17 protein-coding genes and 1 pseudogene are annotated in these 23,176 nt (G+C 60.5%); 12 read left to right on the top strand and 6 right to left on the bottom strand.

From position 1 onward, the window contains the following. Positions 1–7: 7 nt before the first annotated feature. From BMI86_RS16280 to BMI86_RS16270, 4 genes are read left to right on the top strand one after another with little or no spacing between them, the layout of a single operon-like run. On the top strand, positions 8–1,096 hold the full coding sequence (locus BMI86_RS16280; protein ID WP_078542305.1) for a 4-oxalomesaconate tautomerase: 1,089 nt from the start codon (positions 8–10) through the stop codon (positions 1,094–1,096). Between the two features lies 1 nt (position 1,097). Then, a complete protein-coding gene (locus BMI86_RS16275; RefSeq protein WP_078542304.1) occupies positions 1,098–1,913 on the top strand; it encodes a universal stress protein in 816 nt (271 codons plus the stop codon). Positions 1,914–1,920: 7 nt separating this feature from the next. Beyond that, positions 1,921–2,082 (top strand): hypothetical protein, encoded by a 162-nt coding sequence (locus tag BMI86_RS21315; protein ID WP_166504574.1) that lies wholly within the window; start codon positions 1,921–1,923, stop codon positions 2,080–2,082. A 14-nt stretch (positions 2,083–2,096) separates the two neighbouring features. Further along, positions 2,097–3,068, top strand: a complete 972-nt coding sequence (locus tag BMI86_RS16270; protein ID WP_078542303.1) for a D-2-hydroxyacid dehydrogenase family protein — start codon at positions 2,097–2,099, stop codon at positions 3,066–3,068. On the opposite strand, the gene BMI86_RS16265 is transcribed toward BMI86_RS16270, so the two are convergent. Next, entirely contained in the window at positions 3,046–4,074 is a 1,029-nt protein-coding gene (locus tag BMI86_RS16265) for an AbrB family transcriptional regulator (protein WP_078542394.1), read from the bottom strand. The two genes, BMI86_RS16270 and BMI86_RS16265, sit on opposite strands and share 23 nt — an antisense overlap. 104 nt (positions 4,075–4,178) lie before the next feature. On the opposite strand from BMI86_RS16265, the gene BMI86_RS16260 reads away from it, so the two are divergent. The 4 genes from BMI86_RS16260 to BMI86_RS16245 all read left to right on the top strand — a co-directional run bounded on the left by BMI86_RS16260 (position 4,179) and on the right by BMI86_RS16245 (position 9,094). Then, complete coding sequence (locus BMI86_RS16260; RefSeq protein WP_078542302.1) at positions 4,179–4,862, top strand: GntR family transcriptional regulator; 684 nt, start codon at positions 4,179–4,181, stop codon at positions 4,860–4,862. Further along, entirely contained in the window at positions 4,859–6,253 is a 1,395-nt protein-coding gene (gene tcuA / locus BMI86_RS16255; RefSeq protein ID WP_078542301.1) for an FAD-dependent tricarballylate dehydrogenase TcuA, read from the top strand. Before BMI86_RS16260 ends, tcuA begins: the two co-directional genes overlap by 4 nt. After that, the gene (gene tcuB, locus BMI86_RS16250) at positions 6,243–7,316 is read left to right on the top strand and encodes a tricarballylate utilization 4Fe-4S protein TcuB (RefSeq protein ID WP_078542300.1); all 1,074 of its coding nucleotides are present in this window, start codon (positions 6,243–6,245) and stop codon (positions 7,314–7,316) included. The genes tcuA and tcuB overlap by 11 nt, the downstream gene beginning before the upstream one ends. Positions 7,317–7,657: 341 nt before the next feature. Next, entirely contained in the window at positions 7,658–9,094 is a 1,437-nt protein-coding gene (locus BMI86_RS16245; RefSeq protein WP_168173877.1) for an HWE histidine kinase domain-containing protein, read from the top strand. A 337-nt stretch (positions 9,095–9,431) separates the two neighbouring features. On the opposite strand, the gene BMI86_RS16240 is transcribed toward BMI86_RS16245, so the two are convergent. Both BMI86_RS16240 and BMI86_RS16235 read right to left on the bottom strand, forming a co-directional pair. After that, positions 9,432–10,184 (bottom strand): phage Gp37/Gp68 family protein, encoded by a 753-nt coding sequence (locus BMI86_RS16240; protein ID WP_078542298.1) that lies wholly within the window; start codon positions 10,182–10,184, stop codon positions 9,432–9,434. A gap of 8 nt (positions 10,185–10,192) precedes the next feature. After that, complete coding sequence (locus BMI86_RS16235) at positions 10,193–11,353, bottom strand: three-Cys-motif partner protein TcmP (RefSeq protein ID WP_210402733.1); 1,161 nt, start codon at positions 11,351–11,353, stop codon at positions 10,193–10,195. 578 nt (positions 11,354–11,931) lie between these two features. On the opposite strand from BMI86_RS16235, the gene BMI86_RS16230 reads away from it, so the two are divergent. Next, positions 11,932–12,396: a nuclear transport factor 2 family protein gene (locus BMI86_RS16230; RefSeq protein ID WP_210402732.1), complete on the top strand. Its 465-nt coding sequence runs from the start codon at positions 11,932–11,934 to the stop codon at positions 12,394–12,396. A gap of 261 nt (positions 12,397–12,657) precedes the next feature. Here BMI86_RS16230 and BMI86_RS16225 read toward each other — a convergent pair. Further along, a pseudogene (locus tag BMI86_RS16225) lies at positions 12,658–14,099 on the bottom strand (IS1182 family transposase). A gap of 434 nt (positions 14,100–14,533) precedes the next feature. Here BMI86_RS16225 and BMI86_RS16220 point away from each other — a divergent pair. Beyond that, the gene (locus BMI86_RS16220) at positions 14,534–15,511 is read left to right on the top strand and encodes a hypothetical protein (RefSeq protein WP_078542296.1); all 978 of its coding nucleotides are present in this window, start codon (positions 14,534–14,536) and stop codon (positions 15,509–15,511) included. Positions 15,512–15,955: 444 nt separating this feature from the next. On the opposite strand, the gene BMI86_RS16215 is transcribed toward BMI86_RS16220, so the two are convergent. After that, positions 15,956–16,366: a GFA family protein gene (locus BMI86_RS16215; protein ID WP_078523463.1), complete on the bottom strand. Its 411-nt coding sequence runs from the start codon at positions 16,364–16,366 to the stop codon at positions 15,956–15,958. Positions 16,367–16,749: 383 nt separating this feature from the next. Next, positions 16,750–19,245 carry an autotransporter domain-containing protein gene (locus BMI86_RS21400; RefSeq protein WP_210402731.1) on the bottom strand — a complete coding sequence of 832 codons (2,496 nt, stop codon included), beginning with the start codon at positions 19,243–19,245 and terminating at the stop codon, positions 16,750–16,752. Positions 19,246–19,392: 147 nt separating this feature from the next. On the opposite strand from BMI86_RS21400, the gene BMI86_RS16205 reads away from it, so the two are divergent. Further along, on the top strand, positions 19,393–21,558 hold the full coding sequence (locus BMI86_RS16205) for an ATP-binding protein (protein ID WP_078523461.1): 2,166 nt from the start codon (positions 19,393–19,395) through the stop codon (positions 21,556–21,558). Further along, complete coding sequence (locus tag BMI86_RS16200; RefSeq protein ID WP_078523460.1) at positions 21,559–22,215, top strand: response regulator transcription factor; 657 nt, start codon at positions 21,559–21,561, stop codon at positions 22,213–22,215. Positions 22,216–23,176: the final 961 nt, after the last annotated feature.

The raw sequence follows: 23,176 nt of genomic DNA, 5'->3' as shown, positions 1-23,176 counted from the left end.
GAATGAGATGGAACAGACAGCCATTCCCTATGTATTCATGCGTGGCGGCACTTCGCGCGGCCCCTATTTCAACCGCGCCGATCTGCCTGCTGATCGCGAGACGCTGGCCGAGGTTCTGATCGCGGTGCTCGGTTCGGGCCATGCGAACAATATCGACGGGCTCGGCGGCGGCGTCGCGGTGACGACCAAGGTCGCCATGCTCTCGCCCTCGGACGATGACTGGGCGGAGGTCGATTATTTCTTCGCGCAGGTCTCTGTCGAAGATCGGCTCGTCGACTTCAAGCCGACCTGCGGCAACATCCTCTCGGGGGTGGGGCCCGCCGCGATCGAGCTTGGCCTCGTCCGCCCCACGGGGGACGAGACCGAGGTGAAGATCCGCGCTGTCAATACCGGGGCGAAGGTTCTCGCGCGCGTTCAGACGCCGGGCGGGGCGATGCGCTACGACGGTGACGCGGAAATCGCCGGCGTGCCCGGCACGGCCGCGCCGATCGCGCTCAATTTCATGGGGGTTGTCGGCTCCTCGACCGGAGCGTTTCTTCCGACGGGGCATCTGCGCGATGAGTTCGACGGTATCGAGGTGACCTGCATGGATGTCGCGATGCCGATGGTGATCGCGCGGGCGCAGGACTTCGGCCTTACCGGCTATGAAAGCGCAGCAGAGCTCGACGCGAATGCCGAGTTCTTCGCCCGTATGGAGGCCGTGCGCCTCAAGGCGGGCGCGGCTATGGGGATGGGCGACGTCTCGAAATCGGTGACGCCGAAATTCGGCCTGCTTGCGCCCGCCAAGACGGGTGGAACCGTCGCGACGCGATATTTCATGCCGTGGAACACGCATCCCTCGATGGCGGTCACCGGGGCGCAATGTCTTGCCTCCTGCGCGCTTACGCCCGGCACCGTGGCCGACGGACTACTGGAGCGCCCGACCACGAGCCCGGCGAGCGTGGTGCTGGAGCATGCGTCCGGCACGATCGAAGTCCTCGTCGACTTCGAAATGAACAACCACTTCACGCTGAACTCCGCGGGTTTGCTGCGCACTGCGCGCAAGTTAGCCGACGGACGGGTCTATGTTCCCGCTTCGGTTTGGAAAGGACGCTGACATGCCAATGATGAACCTTCTGGTCGCCTTCAATGGATCGAGCGGGTCGGTCGCCGCCCTGCGCTATGCCGCCTCCATGGCGGCGCAGCGTGGCGCTAATGTGACGGCGATAATGGCCCATGCGGCGCACGAGGTGATCGACCGCCGCTCACGCTGGATCCCGAAGGAAGCGCGTGCGCTTCTTGAAACGGCCAATGGCGACATTCTGCGCGAGATCGAGGCGAGGTTCGAGGAAGAGCGCCGTGCCCTCGGGCTTGGCAGTGATCTCGAGTTGAAAGTCGTGGCCGGACGCGTGGATAACGTCCTTTCCGAAGCGGCGCGCTACTACGATATGCTGATCGTAGGCACTCAGGCTGACGATGGCGATGCGCATGTGATCCTGCATCCGGATCGTATTGCGCTGATGTCGGGCCGTCCGGTGATCGTGGTTCCGGAAGGCTATAATGCGGGCGCACAGCACAGCCACGCGGCGCTCGCATGGGATGGAGGGCGGGCCGCTGCGCGAGCGCTCTCCGACAGTCTTCGACTTCTCGAGGATGACGGGCGGGTCAGTGTTCTGACCATTGGGCCGCAGGACGACCGCGCCATCAGTGACCTTCTGACCCATCTCTCCCGGCATGGTGTTTCGGCCATTCATGAGGAATGGCCGACGCCGCGACCCGTGGCGGACACGCTCCTAAGATGGTGCACACGCAACGACCCGTCGCTTCTTGTGCTCGGGGCTTTCGAGCATTCCAAGTTTCGCGAAGATTTCCTTGGCGGGGTGACCTCGGAAGTGCTTGCGCGCACGAAAATTCCCGTATTGTTGTCGCATTGAGGAGGCCATGACCCATTTCGAGAAACTGAGCCGCGTCCGTCAGGACCTCGAGGACATTCGCAAGGAGATTGTCGCGAAGATTGCCCGAGACGAAGGCAAATCACCCGACCTCGTGCTCCTGCACGACCGGGTCAGCCGTGCGATCAAGGCCCTGTCCGGTCAAGGCTAACCAAGGGAGAGGCAATGAAGGTCCATATTCTCGACGACTGGTTCGACACGCTCCGCAGCTTGCCCTGTTTTCGCATGCTGGACGAGCACGAGGTGACGGTCTGGACGGATCACGAGCCCGACGAGGAAGCGCTTGCGCGCCGCCTCGCGGGTGCTGAATGCGTTGTTCTCTTCCGCGAGCGCACGAAGATCACGCGCGGCTTGCTCGAGCGGCTACCCAATCTTCGTCTAATTTCGCAGCGGGGCACGTGGCCGCATGTCGATGTGGAGGCCTGCACCGACCAGGGCGTTCTGCTATGTTCGAACACCGGCGGGGATGGCGCCAATTATGCCGCGGCAGAGCTGACCTTCGCGTTGATGCTCGCCGCGATGCGCCAGCTTCCGCAGCAGATGGCGAGCGTCAAAGCCGGCAACTGGCAGATTGGCGTAGGCCGTAGCCTGCGCGGGCGAGTGCTGGGCCTTTACGGATACGGGCGTTTGGGGCGGGTCGTCGCGGATTATGCCCGGGCATTCGGGATGCAGGTCGTGTGGTGGGCCTCCGAGGCGGGGCGGGCGCGTGTCTTGGCTGACGGGGAAACCGTTGCCGAGAGCCGTGCCGCCTTCTTCGCGCAAAGCGACATTGTTTCGCTGCATCTGCGATTGACCCCCGAGACCCGCGGGATCGTCACCGCCGAGGATCTCGCGCAGATGTCCCCGCGCTCGGTGCTGGTGAACACGTCACGCGCAGGGCTGATTGTGCCGGGGGCCTTGCTGGCGGCCCTTGAGGCCGGGCATCCCGGGCAGGCTGCGGTGGATGTCTTCGACCGCGAGCCCGAGACCGACGCGACAGATCCGCTGCTCGCGCATCCGAACCTAATCGCCACGCCCCATATCGGCTACGTGACCGAGGACGAGTTCGACAAGCAGTTCACCGACATCTTCGCGCAAGTAAATGCCTATGCGGAGGGCAACCCGATCCAAATGGTCAATCCGTCCGCCTTCGCGTGAGGATCTTCGCCACCACGGGTGCGCCGACGATCACGAGCACGATGCGCGTAAGGTGATGGGTGATGACGAAGCCGAGATCTGCTCCGGTCACGATCGCGAGGACTGTCATCTCCGCCTGGCCGCCGGGCGCGAAGGCCAGAAACGCTGGCACCCGCTCGCCCAGACCCAACACGGTCACCAGACCGGAAAACCCCGCGGCCAGCACGGCCAGCACCAGCACGTAGGCGATGCCTGCCGACACGATGCGGGTGAGCTCTTTCCACGTCACCCCGAGGAAATGCACGCCGATCCCGCAGCCGATGAAGAATTGGGCCGCGAGGATCGCCTCGGCGGGCGGGCGGAAATGGATGATCCCCGAGAGCGACAGGGCCGCCGTGACGATCATCGGGCCGAGAATCGAGGCGCCGAACAACCCGAGCCTCTCGCCGCCTTTCCAGCCGAGCACCGCGGCGACGGCCATGATCGCCAGCTCATACCACGGCAGATCCGCGACGGGCGCGCCGATCGGGTTGCTGAGTTCGGCACCGTAGAAATGGCTCAGGAAAAACGGCGCCACGGTCACGATGATCAGAACCCGTGTCGCGTGCACCAACGAAAGCGCGCGAGGGTCGCCGCCCGCTTCCGTGCCGAAGATCACCATGTCCTGCAGTCCGCCAGGCATCGCGGCGTAATAGGCGGTGGGCGCGTCGAAGCCCCAGAACTTTCGAAAGAAAGGCACGCCGATGAGCGCGATCACCGCGATGAAGACAGGGACGAGAGAGACCGAGAGCGCCATGCGCGGCAATTGCGCGATGACCTCGGGCGTGATCGAGGCGCCGACGGCCACCCCGAGGATCGTGCGCGCGCCGACAGAGATCTGGCCGAAGCCCTGAAGCGGTAAATGCGCCAGCGCGCCGGCAAGGCAAAATGCCATCGGCCCGAAGAGGAATGGAAGCGGCAAATCCAGCGCCCAGAAGAGCGCGGTGCCGCAGGCTGCGAGGAGAAATGTAAGGCCGCGCCGCCGCATGGCACCCGCATAAATATGTTTGCGCAAACTGGTCTCCTGTTCGTCTTGACGTGACGTGTATACGATTGTATCCAATTGGACACAAGATGAACGCGGAGGGCGAAATGGCAAATGAGGATGGCAGCACACCGCAGGGAAACGCTGCTTACGACCGTCTGCTGACCGAATTGCGCGAAGGGCGGCTCAACCCGGGCGACCGCTTGCGGGAAACCGAACTTGCGGAGCGCCTGGGTATGTCGCGAACGCCTGTCCGGGAAGCGATACGAAAGCTCGAAGCGGATAACATCGTCAGTCACGTTGCGCGGCAGGGCGCCTGCATTCGACGGCTCGACTATGCCGAAGTCATGGAGCTCTACGAGATGCGCGCGGTGCTCGAAGGCACAGCGGCACGGCTTGCGGCCCGGGCGGCTTCGGATATCGAGATCGACGAACTCTACGAGATGAACCGTCAGCTGGGCGAGATCGGCAATGTCCCTGAGGCATTCACGCTTAACCGGCAGTTCCACGCCGCTTTGCTCGACGCAGCGAAGAACCGGTTCCTCACCCGCTCGATCCGCTCGCTGCAAAAGGCGCTGATGATCCTTGGACCGACCACGCTGACCGAGCCGGACCGGGCGGTGAAGGCGGTAGAAGAACATTTCGCCGTGCTGGAGGCCGTCAAGGCGCGCGACGGCGCGCTCGCCGAGAGCGCGATGCGCGCACATATCGAGGCGGCCCAGCGGGTGCGCGTGCGTGCCCTGCGCTCCGAGCCCGGCCAGACCCCCAGCTATGACGGAGATCTGCTGTGACACTTGCTTCACCTCAACCCGACATTGCCGTCATCGGCGGCGGTAACGCGGCACTCTGTGCCGCGATCACCGCGGCAGAGGCCGGGGCGCGCGTTTTGATTCTCGAAACCGCGCCGAAACCCTATCGGGGCGGCAATTCCCGCCATACGCGCAACTTCCGCTGCATGCATCGCGGGCCGCTTGGTCCACTCACCGACAGTTATACCGAGGAAGAATACCTTGCCGACCTGATGAAAGTCACCGGCGGCAAGACCGATGAAGGTCTGGCGCGGCTCGCCATTCGAAGCTCCGAGGAATGCCTGCCGTGGATGGAGGCGCATGGCGTGCGCTTTCAGCCCTCGCTGTCGGGCACGCTTTCGCTCGCGCGGACAAACGCCTTCTTCCTCGGTGGCGGCAAGGGCCTCGTGAACGCCTATTACCGCACCGCAGAAGCGCTCGGGGTTCAAGTCGAATACGAAGCGGCCGTCACCCATCTGGAGATCGACGATGATCGCGTGACGCATATCGACTACACGCAGAATGGCGAGACGCGGCGTATCAGCCCGAAATCGGTTGTGGTCGCTTCGGGCGGATTTCAAGCCGATACCGATTGGCTCGCCCGCGCCTGGGGGCCGGCCGCGAAGAACTTCCTGATCCGCGGCACGCCCTACAATCGCGGCGTCGTGCTCGCGGACCTTCTCGAGCAGAAGGTCGAACAGGTAGGCGATCCGACGCAATGCCACGCGGTCGCGATCGACGGGCGCGCGCCGAAATTCGATGGCGGGATAGTCACGCGGCTCGATTGCGTGCCGTTCTCGATCGTCGTGAACAAGAATGGCGAGCGGTTTTACGACGAGGGGGAGGACGTATGGCCGAAGCGCTATGCGATCTGGGGTCGTCTCGTCGCGGCGCAGCCCGATCAGGTGGGCTATGTCATCATCGACGCGAAGTCGCTCGAGTTGTTCATGCCCTCGGTCTTCCCGCCGATCAAGGCCGATACGCTCGAAGAACTGGCGACCAAGATGGGACTTCCGTCCGCAGCCTTGGCCGAGACCGTGGCCGAGTTCAACGCAGCCTGCGGCGACACATCCGGATTTCACCCGACCGAGCTGGACGGCGTGTCCACCACCGGGATCACGCCGCCAAAGACCAACTGGGCGCGTCCGATTACCGAACCGCCGTTCTACGGATACTCGCTGCGCACCGGTGTGACCTTCACCTATCTCGGTCTGAAGGTCGACGAGCGCGCACAATGCTCGGTCGGAAACCGCCCGGTCTCGAACCTATGGGCTGCCGGCGAAACCATGGCCGGGTCGATCCTCGGGCAGGGGTATCTCGCCGGTTTCGGCATGACGATCGGCACCGTTTTCGGACGTATTGCAGGCAAGGAGGCCGCCGCCCATGCAAACTGAGTTTCTCGAAGAGGCACGTCGTCAGGCCGAGATCTGCAACGCCTGCCGGTATTGCGAAGGATATTGCTCGGTCTTTCCGGCGCTCCATGCTGAGCGCGCCTTCAGCGACGGCGATCTGACGCAGCTCGCCAATCTCTGTCACAATTGTCGCGGGTGCTATTACGCCTGCCAATACACGGCACCGCACGAGTTTGCCCTCAATCTGCCGCAGGCGCTGGCGAATGTTCGGCAGGATAGCTGGGAAGAATTCGCGTTTCCCCGCGTGGCGGGGCAGGCCTTCCAAAAAAGCGGGCTGCGCATCGCGCTCGCGACCGTGCTGGGCTTTGCGCTCCTGATCTGGGCCATGCTGTCGCTTGCAAGCGCAGGCGGCGAGGGTTTTTACGCGGTCATGGCGCACAACACGATGGTGGCGATCTTCCTGCCTGCCTTCCTGTTCCCGCTACTTAGTCTCGCGATCAGCTTGCGGCGGTATTGGCGCGCGGTCGGGGCCGGTCGGGTTCGCTTCTCCGATCTTCGGGGAGGCTTTGCCGCCGCGGCGAACATGCGCAACCTCAAGGGCGGGCACGGCGACGGCTGCAATTTCGAGGACGAGGACCGTTTTTCCCAAGGCCGCCGCTTCGCGCATCAGGCCGTGATGTATGGCTTTCTTCTGTGTTTCGCCGCCACGAGTGTGGCGACATTGATGCATTACCTGCTGGATCTGCGCGCCCCTTACCCGCTCTGGTCCATGCCGAAGCTTCTCGGCGTGGCGGGTGGCTTGCTGCTGACCCTGGGTTGCATCGAGATGATCCGTCTGAAGCTACGGGCGGATCCGGAACTCGGTGCCTCCGGCGCGACGAGCGGCGAATTCGGCTTCATCGCTCTGTTGGGTTTTGTGGGTTTGAGCGGGTTGGCGCTTTATGTGCTCGGTCAAACCCCGCTGATGCCGGCCATGTTGGCCTTGCATCTTGGGGCCGTGCTCGCATTCTTCCTGCTGACTCCGTTTTCCAAGATGGCGCACGGCTTCTATCGCCTCGCCGCGCTGACCGCCGATGCGCAGAACAAAAGAAGGGGCGCTCGGTAGGCGGCAGCTGCAAGGCGCGCAAAGCTGTCGTCCGAACGGGACCCGGGTCAACGCGCCCTGGTTTTGGAGAGGGGCGGCTTTGTGCGCATAGCAGGCATTTGGGCCGAGCGCAGCGAAGGTCCGCTTTCCGCCCTTCCTGCTCCGGCGCAGTGACGGCCCTAAGCAGGCATTTCTCGTCAGTGCGGCGAAAGTCCGCTTTCTCGTTCGCCATGTGCAGCCACAAATCTCCGAAATTGAGCGCATCGGAACAGCATGCCAATTTTCGCTAAGTCGGAGCATTGGCTTGCTTCGGGGGGATAATCGTGAGCGTATGATCAATGCATATTAACCAGCGAGCAGCCATGAACGATCTCGAGTTGCCGGCGGACGGCAGCGGCCATTTGGACCTTATCTTGGCGACGTCCGAGATCGGGATTTGGGAACTGGATGCTGCGACGGGAAAAGCGGTGCGCAATCTGCGCCACGATCAGATCTTTGGCCACGATACGCGCCTGCACGAATGGAGCGCGGATACATTCCTGACTTATGTCGAACCTGACGATCGTGATCGGGTCAAGCAATTGCTGGAGGCATCTCTGGCCAAGGGCGAACCTTGGTCTTTCGAAACGCGTATCCGGCGCGCGGATGGGGCAGAGCGATGGATAAGCGCAAAGGGGATGCCCAAGTTCTCTGATGCCGGTCAGGTTGTGAAACTCATCGGGCACGTGATCGACATCACCGAGACGAAGCTGAACGAAGACCGCCTCAAACTGCTATCCCGGGAACTCAATCACCGCGTCGCGAATACCTATGCGATTATGAATTCTATGGTTCGTCATGCGAGCAAGAAGGCGACGACGGTCGAGGACTTTTCCGCGACTTTGCTGGAACGGCTCGCCGCCTTGGCGCGTGCGAACAAAATTCTCATCGCCTCTGAGGCTGAGCGTTCGAGCTTGAGCGATATCCTCGAAGTGGAACTCAATGCTTTTGACGGCTGGCAAGGACGGATCCGAATTATTGGGAACGCGAAAATCTGGTTTTCCGGCGCGGCGTCTGAAGCGTTGGCAATGATCCTTCATGAACTGCTCACCAACGCGGTAAAGCACGGAGCGCTTTCTGTGCCGAAAGGTCAGGTCGCACTCAGTATCGTTCAGGGAGAAGGACGTCAGGTTCTGATTCAATGGGCCGAAGAAGGTGGGCCTCCCGTTCCGAAAACACGGCGCACTGGTATAGGCTCGACCATCCTGCAAAACGCCATGCGCGACGAAGGCACGGTCGATTTAGATTTCGCGGAGCAGGGTTTGATCTGCGATATCCTGGTTCATCATAGCTTCGAACGCGAGGTGTTGAACGCTGCGGACGCAGCACCGGCTCAAACCTTGGAGCTCCCCGCGGACACGAAAGCAAGCAACGACACTTCTTGCACAGGTCGAAAGATCATGATCGTCGAGGACGACCCAATCATCGGCATGGATATCGCCGAGATTTTCCACTCGCGCGGGGCGGAAGTGCTTGGTCCCTTCACGACCGTCTTAAGCGCTCTCCAGGCCCTGCGGCGCCTCCCTGAAGTTGCGCTGCTGGACGTGAACCTTCGAGATGAGACCAGCGAAGTGATCGCGTCGCAACTGTCTGAACAGGAAATCCCTTTTCTGATCTTGAGCGGCCAAGTCGATCATTCCGATTTACCTTCATCGTTCGAAGGGACGGAGGTCGTAAGCAAACCATTCTTTGAGACAGACCTCGTAGACCGCGTCTTATCTTTGTTGCGAGAGAAGCAAGTGGTTGCGCCTCAGGTATAAGAACGGCGCGGCTCTCCCGCAGACTCGGCGAAACTCGACCGGATTCATTCGGCAGCGTCACTCCTCCCTCTGGGTATGTTGCCTTGCCTAACATGGGCTCATCAGGCGGCGATGGGAGCGAATGAATGATTTGAGGCCGCCAAAAACGAACAGAGCGGCAACCAGCATCAGGTAGGCCTTGCCAGCGCGTTTCCATACGGCATCGGCCCATAGCCGCCGTTAATCTCCCGTTCCGACGCCGCAATGCAGCTTACCTAGACCCGTCTTACACGAACTGCGCAGCGTTCTTAACGAGACGCCCAGAGCTAGGCGCTCACGCGATGTCTTGATACTTTCCTTATGCTACAGCCCGAAAAGGTAACTCGTCCCATGTGCGACCGTCGAGAATGCGGCCAGCCTTTTTTTTGTTAACACCACCCCACTGTTTGAAGTGGAAGGCGACGCCACTACGGACGCACTGATCTCGTATCGAACGGACCCAATCTGGATTCATGTAGCGAGCCCCAGGGCCACTTTCTCCCCCCGCAATTGCCCAGTCGATACCCTCTAGGTTCATCTGTCCAACGTCTCCCACGAGCGGTTCAAGGGACAAGAACTTAGTGAATGCCCCACTCGCTCGCAGATCATCAATTCGGAAAGTGTAATCGGCACTCTCTACGCTCACCCCCATCCAGATATTGGAAGACCATTGAAGGAATGAAGATAATTCCTTCAGCCTCTCCGAGCGTTTTGTCAAAACCTGAAACGTATGACGCGAGCACCCACGCATCACTGAAAAAACGCGCTCAATGAAATCAAGAGGTACATCTTCATGAAACAGGTCAGACATTGAATTGACGAATATCATCCGGCCCTGCTTCCAGGAGCCAGGAATCTGAAGAGCCTCTTCGTCTAAGCGTATTTTCCCATTCCACTTGGGCCGTCCGCCCGACTTTCGGGTCAGGCCTTGGTATTTCGGTTGCCCCATTGCCTCAAGCCGTTGCGCCATCCGCATAGCATAGCAATTGGTACAGCCGGGCGAGACGATACTGCAACCGGCGACTGGATTCCACGTCGCCTCAGTCCATTCAATTTTCGAGTTCGTGCCCATGATACTACCTAGAAAAACGTTACCAGTAAGCGGTCAGCGAAGGAATTCTTCCTTCTATTTTTACCTTCTGGATCAACGACAGAAACTTTTTTAGCAGCCTCCAATTTTCCCAAGACATCTTTGTAGTGGCGACTCAGGAAGGGGCGGCCTACGCTATGTTCACAGTAGATGTCTCTCATAGAGACAGTCCGGCCTGCGAATTCGTGAAGAAGCATATCCGCAAGATCATCCAAGGGACGCTGAAGTTCGAACAGAAAAGGCATAGTTTCATCGGCAGGCGAATAAGCAAAACTCGCCACACCCTGATCCTCGGTGGAACTCTCCTTTGCCATAATTTCCTTCATGACTTCGTATCCTTTAAAATCCTTCGATACGAAGACAAGATGGTGAGTCAGACGGCCTTCCGGGTTCTTAAAGCGGAACGGGAGCACAAACTTTCCACCCATTTCCACCAGAGCATTGGAAAGCTCCTCGAGCACCATTTCCTGTCGGTGAGCCGGACTTGCGTCGTTGACCTTGATGCGCAATTGATTAGCGCGCTCCTCCCCAAACAATGCATCCATGTGAGATTTAACAGACGGGTTGGAGATACCCGCGTTGATGCGGTTGTAGTTAAAAAAGAAGACGCAGTCGCAACCCCAATCCTTGATCACCCCATTGACCAAGCGTAATGACAAGCCCTTGTAGCCGAAGGGATCGAAGAAAGTGAAAGCGGGAATGATTTGAGTTTCCGAGAAATACTCTTCAGCGTCCTTCCCGACCTCGTTGCAATTCACGACAGGCGGGTATTTGAGAGTTTCGATACCAGGTAACTTGGCTATTTCCTGCTTGAGAGTGTTAGAGTTGTTTTCATCAACATCGTTAAACAGTGCAACTAGGGCGTCTCGAATGCGCTCGTTTTCAATTGCTTTCTCCAGCACCATCAAGGGCGTCGAAGCAGCGCCATCTTTGTATCGCCCTGGTCCAGCGTAGAGGTCGATATAGGCGATTTTTCCCTCACCCCACCTCTTCGCTGTTCCAACTACGATGTTTGCCCACGCTACAAAGTATTTTTGGATAATACGGGCCTTAACGACTGATTGATCGCCGCGCTCTTCAAAAAATTTTTTTGCCATACATGCACCAAGTTCAATGTCTTGTTGCACGTCATAGTAGATCGACTGTTCCATACCAAACAGTAGAACAAAATGCGAACAAATGGAAGGCCCGAGAGTGCTGACGATAGATGGCCTTTTCGCGATCTACCACCCCGCATCCTTGGGGCCGACAAATTCGAACAAGGGCATAGATACTGGCGCGCGATTTCCAGGCACAACTTCGCCATAACTTCCGCCACCGGGCGCAGTCTTTTCTGTGCTCGATCCCGCGCTTCCGCCCGTCCTGACCTTCAGCGAGGAGCGGGCCTGTGTTCCCGACTGTATGTCCGCGTCCTGACACCGGAAGGGGTGCCTTCGGCCTCGCTGTGAACGACTGCTCTCCGCCCAGACCTACGGACCCGTCGCGAACGGCCCAATCCCGACCTTCGCTAGGTTCGGCTTTGCCGCGGCGCAGCTTCCCCAAACCGGCCATCGGTGCCTCATGCGGCATGGTTTGGCGTGCCAAGGTCGGCAATGCGGACAAAGCGACCATTTGGTCGAATACGCATTGCCTTCTCGCGCCGCCAGCAATATCAGGCCTTCATGATCAGTCAGCACATCCAGCTTGCTCAAGGCACCTATTACCGCCGCTCCTGAGGCGGTGGATAGTGTTGCTGATCCAAACCGCCGTGATTGGGCGGTTTGCTTCTTCGGACATCCCCGGTCGCGGCTCTTTCAATGGAGCTAAAATGACGACCAAACAGCTTTGCATCGACTATCTAAAAGCCCTGAACGAGGGAAATCTCGCGGATGTGCGCGCCCTCTTCAGCGACAACGCGAAGGTTGTATCCCCGCTCTATGGGGTGCTAGATGCCTTTGAGTTCTATGCCGATCTTTTCAAAGATACGAACAGATCAGAAACCTCGTTACTGAATGTGTTCGACACGTCTGAAATGTCGAAATCGGTTGCCCTTCACTTCCGATACGAATGGACCTTGGCTGACGGTAAGCTGGTGTCGTTTGAATGTGTTGATGTGTTTGAACTGAACGACGCGCGAGATCGGTTCGAGAAACTGACGATCATCTATGACACCGCCCCGCTTCGGCAGGACTTCGACAATCTCAGACGCACGTAAGCAAACCGCGTGGCCCGAGTGTGAATGGATGCGCTCGGGCCTCAATGGCGGAAACGGGCTCATTCCGGACCTTCGTCGCGGTTGTCAGCAATGTCGGCTGTGGGCCGAGGCTGTGTGGAAACCCGTCGACGAGGGCTTCCTGATGCAAGTTTTCCGCACGGCTCGTTTTTCGCGGCCTTCGACCATTCCTTCGCGCGCATCGCGGCCTGGTGAGCCCTTGCTGGGCAGAGCATGACGACTGAGCCCGGGGCGGCTGCCCGATCAGGCCGGAATGGCCTGCATCAGGCGCCGGAGGCCAATCAGCGTGATCACTCGCTTGATATTATAGGCCAAAACATTGAGCGCCATTTCGGTGCTGACATTCTTCAGCCTCCGCGTCAGGAAATGGGTGTGCCCCATCCAAGCCTTGATCGTGCCGAACGGGTGTTCGACCGTGCAGCGGCGCAGGGTCATCGGGTCCGCGTCCCCGCTCAGCCTTTCGCGCATCGCATCGACCAGATGCTCATGCTCCCATCGCGTGATCCGGCGTTCCTTACCACTGGTGCAGCGGTGCCGGACCGGACACTGCTGACAGGCATTGGTCCAGTAGCGACCGACCTGCAGCCCGTCTTCCTCGCGCGTGTAGCGGTAGGTCAACTCTTCACCCGCGGGGCAGGTATAGACATCGCGTGCCGGGTCATAGGCAAAATCGGCCTTCACATACATACCTTTGGCCCGGTTGCCCGAGGTTTCCGGGCGCGACACGGTCGTGGTGATCCCCGCTTGATGGCAAGCCAGGATTTGAGCCCCACTGAAATATCCCTTGTCGGCGACGGCGTGAAGGTCGTCGCGCCGCAGGGCTTCCTTGGCGGCGGTCGCCATTGGGCTGAGCTGGTCTCGATCGAAACCTTGATTGGTAACGTCGTGCGCCACGACCAGATGCGTCTCGGTATCGACCGCTGTCTGCACATTGTAGCCGACCATGCCGCTGTGCCGGGCGCTGGTCGACATGGCGCGGGCATCGGGATCGATCAGCGATATCTGCCCGTCGGGCGCATCGGCCAAAGCCTTCTCCATTGACTTCAGCCGCGCGATCTCCTGCCGGATGCGGCCATAGCGACGGGCGAGATGGGCAACCTTTTCGGCCCGGGCCTTACCCTCCTCCTGACGGTCTATGCGCACCATCTCATCGATGTAGCGCTCAACATCGGTCTCGAGATGTGCCAGACGGCTGGCGATCTTGTCCTTCGTGAAGTTGTGGTCGCGGTTATTCACTGCCTTGAACCTGGCTCGCCGTCGATGGCAACGCAATCCCCCTTCAGCACGCCAATCCGGCGGCATAGTTCCACAAACTGTGCGCAGGTCCTGCGGATGGCCGGGCCATTGTCCCGCCGGAAGTCGGAGATGGTCTTGTGGTCGGGCACCAGGCGACCGGTCAGCCACATCAGTTCGACATTGCGACCGGCTTCGCGTTCCAGTCTGCGGCTGGAGGGGATCCTGTTCAGGTAGCCATAGATGAAGAGCTTCAAGAGGACGGATGGATGGTAGCCCGGGCGACCGGTTCGAGCAGGCACACAGCGTCCGAACCCGAGCGCGAGAAGATCGAGCTCATCGACGAAGAGGTCGACGACACGGACCAGATGATCCTCCCCAATCCAATCTTCGAGACGCTCGGGGGAAAGCGTGGCTTGCTCCCGGTCGATGCCATCAATGAAACCCGCCATCCGTGCCTCCCGCTGCCTTGCGGAAATATACCATGGACTTCAGTTTCCACACAGCCTCGGCCGTTCACTGCGCCAACTCAAGCCCATGGTTGCGGCAATGACTTCGCGACAGCCAGCTTTCACTCGGGCTCGATATGCGCGCACAGAAATGCCGTTCTGCTTACAGCAGTCATGGAGAAAACCAGTCCGAGGCGATGAGGCGTGCGGGGTCGTGTCGCACTGTTTCAAGTCGGCTTGGAGACCGAAGCGACGGCTCGTCTTTCAAAGAAAGTCTCCCCTTATGGCCTCAACGCCGCAGGTCCATAGTGGAAATATTAGCGCCGGAAACCGGCGGAAATATTGACTTGCGATCAGTAGACAGCCTGACGCAGTCTGATTGCAACGGCTCACGGAGGGAGCGCACCTTGAACTCATCTAATACTGGTCTTGCCTCAATGTATTTCCTCGATGACGTGCCTGGCGCCGCTATTCCTGGAAGTCGCCTTCACGCCGTTCTTCAACGGGTTGAGGCTTGCTCTCCGCTGACTGTCATTCAACAGCATTTTTTGCGAGAGCGCGGATACGAAGCGCTCCTTCAGTTAGCCATCGGCAAACTGGACAGGGACGCTTTTCGTGAAAATTCACGGATGGAAAAGGAACGACGTCTCAAAGCAAAGATTGCCGCTGAGCAAAAAGAAGCGGCTGAACGTCGCCGAAGAGATGAAGCGACCGAGCAAACGAATAACGTATTATTCGCGAAGAGGGAAAAACAGCTCGAGCGTCGTCGTTTTCTTGACCTGTTCGGCCAAGGCTATATTGACCGCGCGCATTACGGGAGGGTCATGCGTATTCTCCGATCGGTCGCAGATGGAAATCCGATCGAAACTGATGACCTTCTCTGGCTGGGCTCTACGGGCTCAGACTACTGGACCGAAGAACTGCGTAAAGCCCACCACTGCAACAAAGCAGAAGCATTTACCGAAGCATGGCATCACACCAACGATGTTTGGCAGGCCATCAATGCATGTGCGCATTGGAGGAAAGCCGGTTGTGCCGAAACAGGACTCGCCATAGCCGGGCAGGCGCTCAGTCAGGTCACTGATAAGAAAATGCGCTCGGCGGCCCTTACGACACGAGGCGGCGCGCAGCGTGACCTCCAGCGTTACGATGAAGCAAAGCTGTCCGGTGACGAGGCTCACGAACTGACACCAACCGACTTTCGCCCCTGCACGCTGCTTGGTGCAGTCCACATGGAAATGGGGGACCTCATGGCTGGCACCGACTGGTATGCGAAAGCGGAAGCCTTGGGCGCCGATCAGGAAACGATTGATCGAGAGATCCGGTCGATCCTTGCGGCTGCAACGCGAGGAGAACGCAAGCGTATGAAAGAGGCGCTCAAATCACGAGATCCACATCGCTACAGCTGGCTATAGCCACGGGATTTCGAGAACGTTCGCTTCGTCCGATCAGCGGTCATTAGGGCGGTGGAGATTCTGCGCGCTGAGCGAAGGTCCGGTTCGGTGAAACCGCGCTGCAGCGTTAGACCGGCCGGCGAACGGCCGCTAAGGGCCGAAATGCGCCGGACGCCTCCGCGCTGCAAGTGCGAAATCTCCCAAGAACAACACGGTCAGTTTGGGCTCGAAGCGGCCATGCGGCGTCGCGGCAAACCTGTCGTGAGACTCGCCCGACCGTATCGACGCTCTCGGCCCTGAGCCGACCCTGGCATCGCGGTCCGAATGCTGCGGTGCGGCCCCTCGAGGCAGCCGTTCACGTGCCGAGCAGCACTTTTCGATTAAAACGTCGGTGTGCGAGACGAAGCCGACGGTCGCGCCCTTGTCGTCTGGTTGTTGTCCGAGATGCATTATCGGCGCGACCGTTCAGCCGGGAAGCCCGTCGATACTCTCAATGGAGGCCAGGTCGTTGTCCCAAATCGCGCGACTGGAACAGTAGATATGCGCATTGGGTCGCATGTCGATCCGGCTGTCAAGCGATCCTGCTGGCACCACAAGCAAATCAACCTCCGGTTGGGAAACAGGCAGCGCGGCCCCGCAGTCGGAGCAAAAGCTCTTCACGTGGCGTGAACCGGGGAGCCGGAACGTCTTGATGTTTTCCTCACCTGATATCCATGTAATTTTGGCCGTGGACGAAAACAGGTTTGCCGAGTGGGCCGACCCGCTGTCCTTGCGGCAACGGGCGCAGTGGCACAGGAAAAAGCTCTCGAACTTTCCCGATATGCGGAATTTCACTGCGCCGCACAGGCATTGTCCGATGGCTGGATTGTCGTCCATTCACACACCTCCCGACAGGCACGCCCCGCAGCCAGTCGAATGCATTTTCGTTACCTCCCTTTATCCGCGTATTGGATCACGGTCAAAAGGGGCTCGAACCGGTCATAGAGCGCTGCGGGGATCAGCCCACCTGGGCGAGGCGATCATCTGGCGAGGACGGCCAGAAGACGTCGTTCGTGCGTCTTGCCGCATTTTTGGGTTGGATAGCGCCACAAGTCGGACCTTCCTGCAATTCGCAGCTCGCACGACATCAGGTTCGGCGTAACGATGCTGTGCGCACAGAGCCGTTCGACGGCTCATAGCCGATGAAAACGCATTCACACATGCCATTAGAGGAACGCACAGTCGGCGCAAAGGTGTCTGGCCGACTGTGCTATCGTGTCTCAGAACTTGATGCTCCAGTTCGCGGCGATCCACGCATCTGCCGCTTCACCTTTGGTGGTGCCGTTAGCAATGATGCTGAGTTTCGATCCACCAAGATCCGCAGAAATACCCAGGCCGGCGCGCAGCCAGTCCTGTTGGTAATCCGGCGCACCCAGGTCGAAGGCGCCGATGCCGATCACTTCGCCCGCCACGCTAGAGCCGCTGTCCTGAAAACGGTGAACCCCTTCAAGCGTGCCGAGCAGGTTGATCCTGCTGGACAAAGGCACTTCCGCATCGAAACCGAGCCGAAGTTCCGTTGCCTCGTCGCAGAGCCGGTCGAAGGCGGCCGGGAATGCGCCCCCGCTTTCGCTATATGCGTCAAGACATGACTTGGAGTGCGAAAGCTCGCCATAGGGAGAGATCATCGGCACGATGTTCTCGTATTGGAGGCGAGCGCGGATCCCGTAGGCTTCGACATCCGTTTTGCCTCGAGACGTGTCGAGCGCGCCGCCGCCCACGAGATAGCCGCGCGTAAGCTCGGCCGTGCCCCACAGACCCGAGGCCGTGAACGCGGCCCAAAGCCCGCGGTCGTTCGTGCCGCTCAACTGGCGCAGAGCTTCGAGCTTGACATAGGTGGCGCGGGTTTCGGTTTTCCCGCCAAGGATCGCGTCTTGATGATTGGCAATCGTGCCGACCACGCCGTTCAGCTGAAACGCGCCGAAGTTATGGCCAAAGCCGACCTCACCAAGACCAAAGCGACCGTCCTTGCCGTCGATCTGGTCCGTTCCCCAATCGCCGCCCGTCCAGAAGATGGAGCGCCCCTGTTCGACACGTCGGTCAAGCGGACGCGAGCCTGCGCCATTGACGATGACACCGAGGCTGCGGGTCGTCGTCGTATTTGCGGCACCGGTCGTCGCGAGGCTGGAACCCAGGCTGGAAACCGTAATGATGCCCACGCCGCTGCCGGTATTGCCGCCTCCGGTATTGCCTCCGCCGGTATCGCCTCCGCCAGTGTCGCCGCCCCCGGTGTCGCCGCCGCCGGTGCCACCTCCGCCGGTGTCGCCTCCGCCGGTATTGCCTCCGCCAGTGTCGCCGCCGCCGGTATCGCCGCTGCCGGTATCACCGCCGCCGGTGACGCCGCCGCCGGTGCCACCTCCGCCGGTATCGCCTCCGCCGGTGTCACCTCCGCCGGTGCCGCCTCCGCCGGTGTCACCTCCGCCGGTGTCGCCGGAGCCGGGCAGGGCGGCAGAGCCTGTTCCGTTACCACGGGCGATATAGGTCTCGCTGTCGCGGGTGATCCCGACGACGACCGATCCGTCCGCATTGGTCGAGACTGCCGTCAGCGTGATTTCGGAGCGGCCGGGAACTGATGCGTCAATCGTCGCGCCACTGTCGCGTAGCCAGTCCTCGACAGTCTGCATCCCGCCGTCTTCGGTCCAGCGGAAGCCATGGGTGCGGCTGTCGAAGCCATTCACCAAGCCGACGATGACGTCGCCATTGCCGGACACACCGAGCGCTTCGGAGATGTCCGCCGCCTGGGCCGCCTCTACCTCGGGCAGCGTGCCCAGCAAGGCCATGGTGCCGTCGGTCCAGCGCACGGCGCGATGACCATAGATGCCGCCCGGCTGCATCGCGCCGACGATCACGCGCCCGTCCCACGACACGTCGCTGGCGTAACCTGTATCGAGCGCGTAGGGGTTGTTGCCTGCCGGGATCGACAACTGTTCCATCCCCGTTGCCTCGGTCCAGCGGAACGGTTTCAGGGCGCTGGCGCCAAAGGAGCCCTCGGGGGCGCCGGTTGCCTGTCCGACAATCACGCTGCCATCCCAAGACGCGCCACGCGCCCAGTCATTTCCGGAAGAGGTGCGTCCGGGTAGAAAACCAAGGCTGACCATGCCGGTTTCTTGCGTCCATCGAAACGCCGTTTCGCTGCCATTTAGCGCGCGGTCATAGCCGACGACGGTGCGGCCGTCGCCGGAAACGGCGCGGGCATCGGACTGGCCGAACGTGGCCGTCCGATCCACGGTGCCAAGATCCTGATACCCTTCCGCAGCCGTCCATCGATAGGCGCGCTGAACCCCTGGATGATTTGAAATGCCGCCTGCGGCCTTGCCGACGATAACGGATCCGTCTGCCGAAATGTCGTTCGCCGTGAAGTAGTAATAGGCCTCGGAGGGGGTCGTGGCGGCGGCATTTCCCGCAGGCCCGACGCCGCCCGTCTCGGTCCATTCGAACCCGGCGTAGATGGCGTTCGAGTAGTTGCGGTAAACGGTTCCCACGAACGCGTTGCCGTCCGCTGTCATCCCGCCCACGACGGCCTCGTGGGTCAACCTGTAGCTGTAGTTCTCGTCCCGTGGATCAGGCGTGTCCCCGTAGTAGGCGCGCGTATCCTCCGCCGGGGTGATGGTTTCGAGTTGCGTGTTCACGTCTGCAAACGCCGGATTGCAGAAAGGAAGACACACGGACAGAAGCGCCGAAGTCCCCATGAACCGGCGCCGTTTACCGATGGTTGTCATTTTATTTCGTCCCGTATTCAAATCCCTTGCTAAGGCGACACTAAGTTTGTTTGGTTGGTGTGGGTATCACTTGAACAGGTGAGAAGCCTCTGGCGAGCCTGTCTTTTTCAAGTGCAACTTCATGAGGCGCGGACGGCGGAGAACGACTTGGCACGACGATTTACGCCGGTCAGGATTTTGATCGGCACTGCGGTTCTGTGCGCTTTGATCGCGGCGCTCACAGTTTTCGTGGCTCTGGCGCAGCCATGGATGGGCCTGCGCCTTTCAGCTGAGCCGGAAACGGGAGCCGAGGCGCGTGCGGTGATGATCCGGGCCATCGCCCCGGACGGACCGGCGTCACAGGTTCTTCCACCAAGTCTCGTCGGGGCGCCCCTCGTGGCGCTTTCGGGCATGCCACTGGTTGCCTTCGACATGGTCGAGGAGCCGGACGTGGCGGAGGACTTCGTCGCGATGCGGATGTTCCTCGACCGCCAGCAGAAGCTGAACACGCTTATCCGCGCACCGCAGGTCATTCTTGAAACCGGCGGAGACGATGCGGCGCGTTTCACCGTCGTGCCCCGGTCAAGCCGCCCGATCACCAGCCTTCCGCCCGTGTTCTGGGTGCAGATCCTGTCGGGCATGGTCAGCGCGATGATCGGGGTCTGGGTGCTGAGCCTGCGCCGGGGCCAGTTGCCCGCGCGGCTGCTTGCCATCGCGGGGGGCGGGGTCATGCTGTCCGCCTTTGCGGCGGCGCTTTATTCGACACGGGAACTGGCCCTTCCGGGGGCCCTGTTCCGGTGGCTTGGCGCCCTCAACCACGCCGGGGCCCTGATGTTCGGGGTTGCGATGCTGTCTTTGCTGCTCGTCTACCCGGTCAGGCTGGTGTCCATGCGGCTGTTGTGGGGGCTTACCGTCTTCTTCGCCGGGGGCTGGGTGGTGGAGACGGCACGCGCCCTCCCGCTTGGACCAGCAGAACTTTTTCATCTTCCGGCGGTTCTGCTGATGCTGGCCATCGTGCTGGCGGGCATCGCTCAATTCGTAAAGACCGCCGGAGACCCGGCCGCGAGGGCTGCCGTGCGTTGGTTCGCGCTGTCGGTCGGAGCGGGGGCGGGGGGCTTCGTCCTGTTTATTCTCGTGCCGCCCCTGTTCTCCGCCGAACCGGTCTTGTCGCAAGGTTATGCCTTTGCCCTCTTCGCGCTTCTATTTATGGGCGTCGCGGCAGGCGTGGCCCGGTATCAGCTTTTCGATCTCGATCGCGTGACGTTTCGGTTGGTGTTCTATTTCGGTGCCGTGGCGCTATTGGTGATGATTGATGCGGTGCTGATCTACGTTGTCTCGCTTAGCCGTCCGGCGGCCTTCGCGCTGTCGCTGGCGGCGATTGCGTGGATCTATCTACCGTTGCGCGAAAGGCTCGCAGTCTGGCTCACGCCAAAAAGCCGGGTGCCGCGCGATGCAATCTTCAACAGGATCGTGGACGTGGCGCTCGCGCCCCACGAGTTGCGGCAGGGAAAATGGCAACAGGTGCTACGTGACTGCTTTGAACCGCTTGAAATCGCCATCGATACCGGCTCCGAACAATCGCATCCGCGGCTGGTCAATGAAGGCGTCTCGCTGATCATTCCTGGGGTGTCCGAGCTTGATCCGCTGCGCCTGTCCTATGCAAGGACTGGACGCGCCCTTTTCAATCTGGAAGACCAGCGTTTCGCCACCGAAATCCACACCATGCTGGCCCATGCGATCAGCAGCCGGAATGCCTATAGCAGCGGAATGCAGGACGAACGCATCCGCATCGCGCGCGACTTGCACGACAATCTCGGGGCGCAATTGCTTTCGGCGCTACACAGCAAGACGGACCAGCGCAAGGACACGCTTATTCGAGACACGATTGCCGACATGCGCGACATCGTGAAGAACGCGGCGCGCGGCGGCCTGAGCATCGGGGATCTGCTCGCGGATCTGCGGCTGGAAACCTCCGAGCGTCTGGAATTTGCCAATATCCGGCTGACATGGGACACGACCTGTGACGACGAGGCCGCCTTCGTCGCCTCCGGTGCGGCGCATGGCTTTCGGTCTGTTCTGCGGGAGTTGGTGAGCAATGCCCTACGCCATTCGAAGGGCCGCAGCCTCGATGTGCGGCTTACGTATCGGAACGGCACACTTCGGTTCACGGTGCGCGATGATGGTGTCGGCCTGCCGGCCGAGGCGCCAGATCAGGGCCACGGGCTTGCCAATATCAACGCTCGAATCCTGGCCCTGGGGGGACATATTGCTTTCGAGGATGCGGCGCCGGGGCTCAAGGCCTCGGGGCAGCTCGAACTTCTGGGGGAAATTTGAATGATGCGCGCCTTGATCCTTGAAGATTTGGCGGAAGCGCGGACGTGGCTGCACGACATCGCACAGGCCTCCTTTCCCGGCCCGCTTCAGATCGATCTGGCCGCAACCTGCCAGGCGGGGTTATCGGCGGCAGGTCAGAATGACTATGATTTGGCCCTGATCGACCTGAAGCTGCCCGACGGGAGCGGCATTGACGTGTTGCGCGCCCTGCGGACCCGGTCCACGCGGGGGCTCTATGTGGTCACCACCGTTCTGGGAGGTGACGAAAACATCGTTGCAGCGCTCTCTGCGGGGGCGGATGGCTACATTCTCAAGGAACAACCCGCCGAGCTGGTCATCCTCCAGCTGTCGCAACTGTCTCAGGGCATTCCGGCGCTTTCGCCGCCGGTTGCACGTCGCATCATTGAGCATTTTCGACGCACGGGCCCAGCTGTCGGCGACGAGGAAGTCTTGACGGCACGAGAAAGAGAGGTTCTTGCCCTCATTGGGCGTGGCATGCGCAATTCCGATGTTTCGGCCCTGTTGGGCTTGTCCGGCAATACGGTCGCCACCCACATCAAGTCCATTTACAAGAAACTCGGCATTTCCTCGCGGGCGGAGGCTGCGTGGCATGCGACGATGCTCGGCTTGACCAGTGGCGTTCCAGGCGAGAGTTGAGCTTTTGATCTGCTCTCGCGGGTCTATGCGCGAAGAGTGTTCCGCGCATCGAAGTCTATTTTATGACAGCGTGTTAACAGATTTTGGCTGGCTCGCCTGAATTTTCCCGGCCTGTGCGATCAAGCAGGGCTGCCCATCAAATCTCTGACTTGAAATGGCTGGGATGGAGCTCCGGGCCCGAAGCCGCCTTGCCGCGGCGCGGCGCAATTTCGGGAAATGGTTCGAGTTGAACATCCTCTTTCGATCTGGCGGCTAAAGCGGTTTGCGTCTGCAGCGAACGACCGGAATCCGCCCTCTCTGTCAGGGCGCCCTATCGGGCGTCTCGGTCGGCCCCGAGAGGAGCTCGCTCCCTCGAGGCCATTCAGTCCGAGGATCTTCGCGAGGCGCCCCCAAGGGTCAGAACTTCAGTCTCGTCGCGCTTAATTGCAAGATTTGGGACGTGAATAACTGAGTTCGTTCAGCCCCAATCAGACGAGAAGAGGGCCTTCGCGGCCCAATCTTTCTACGAGATCGGCGGGTCTCGCCGCGGAGGGATCCGAGCCCCGCAGGCCCGGCAATAGGCGGCCCGTTCAGCACGTCGAATCTCCACGGGCTGGTGGCAACGCGGGCAGAGGATACTCTGAGAGGCATTCTCGTCCTCACGAGGCCTGAACCTGCTGGCGAGATCTCCGCCCCACAAGAGCACAGCCATGCACAGATAGGTAAACCCTGTTACGGCGACGGCGATAGCGGGTGGAACCTGAAGATGCCCCAAAAAAGAGGAGAGCCCAAGGCCCGCGAGGGAGGCGAGACCCAAGATGGTCCCCGCCGCTGCAAGCACTCGTAAGATTGACATCCGTCCTCCAAGGAAATCCTGACGTAGTCGACACTCATCAAGTCACGCTAGTTCTTCTCTACTTTTGCGCGAGAAACTTTCCGCCCGCCGAAGGCTTAGGTCAAGCACACATGTTCGAGGCCGATT

The organism is Thioclava sp. DLFJ5-1, from assembly GCF_002020115.1.
Taxonomy (GTDB): Bacteria; Pseudomonadota; Alphaproteobacteria; order Rhodobacterales; family Rhodobacteraceae; genus Thioclava; species Thioclava sediminum.
Note: the sequence above shows the minus strand (reverse complement) of the source record. Positions and strands in the feature narration are given on the sequence as shown.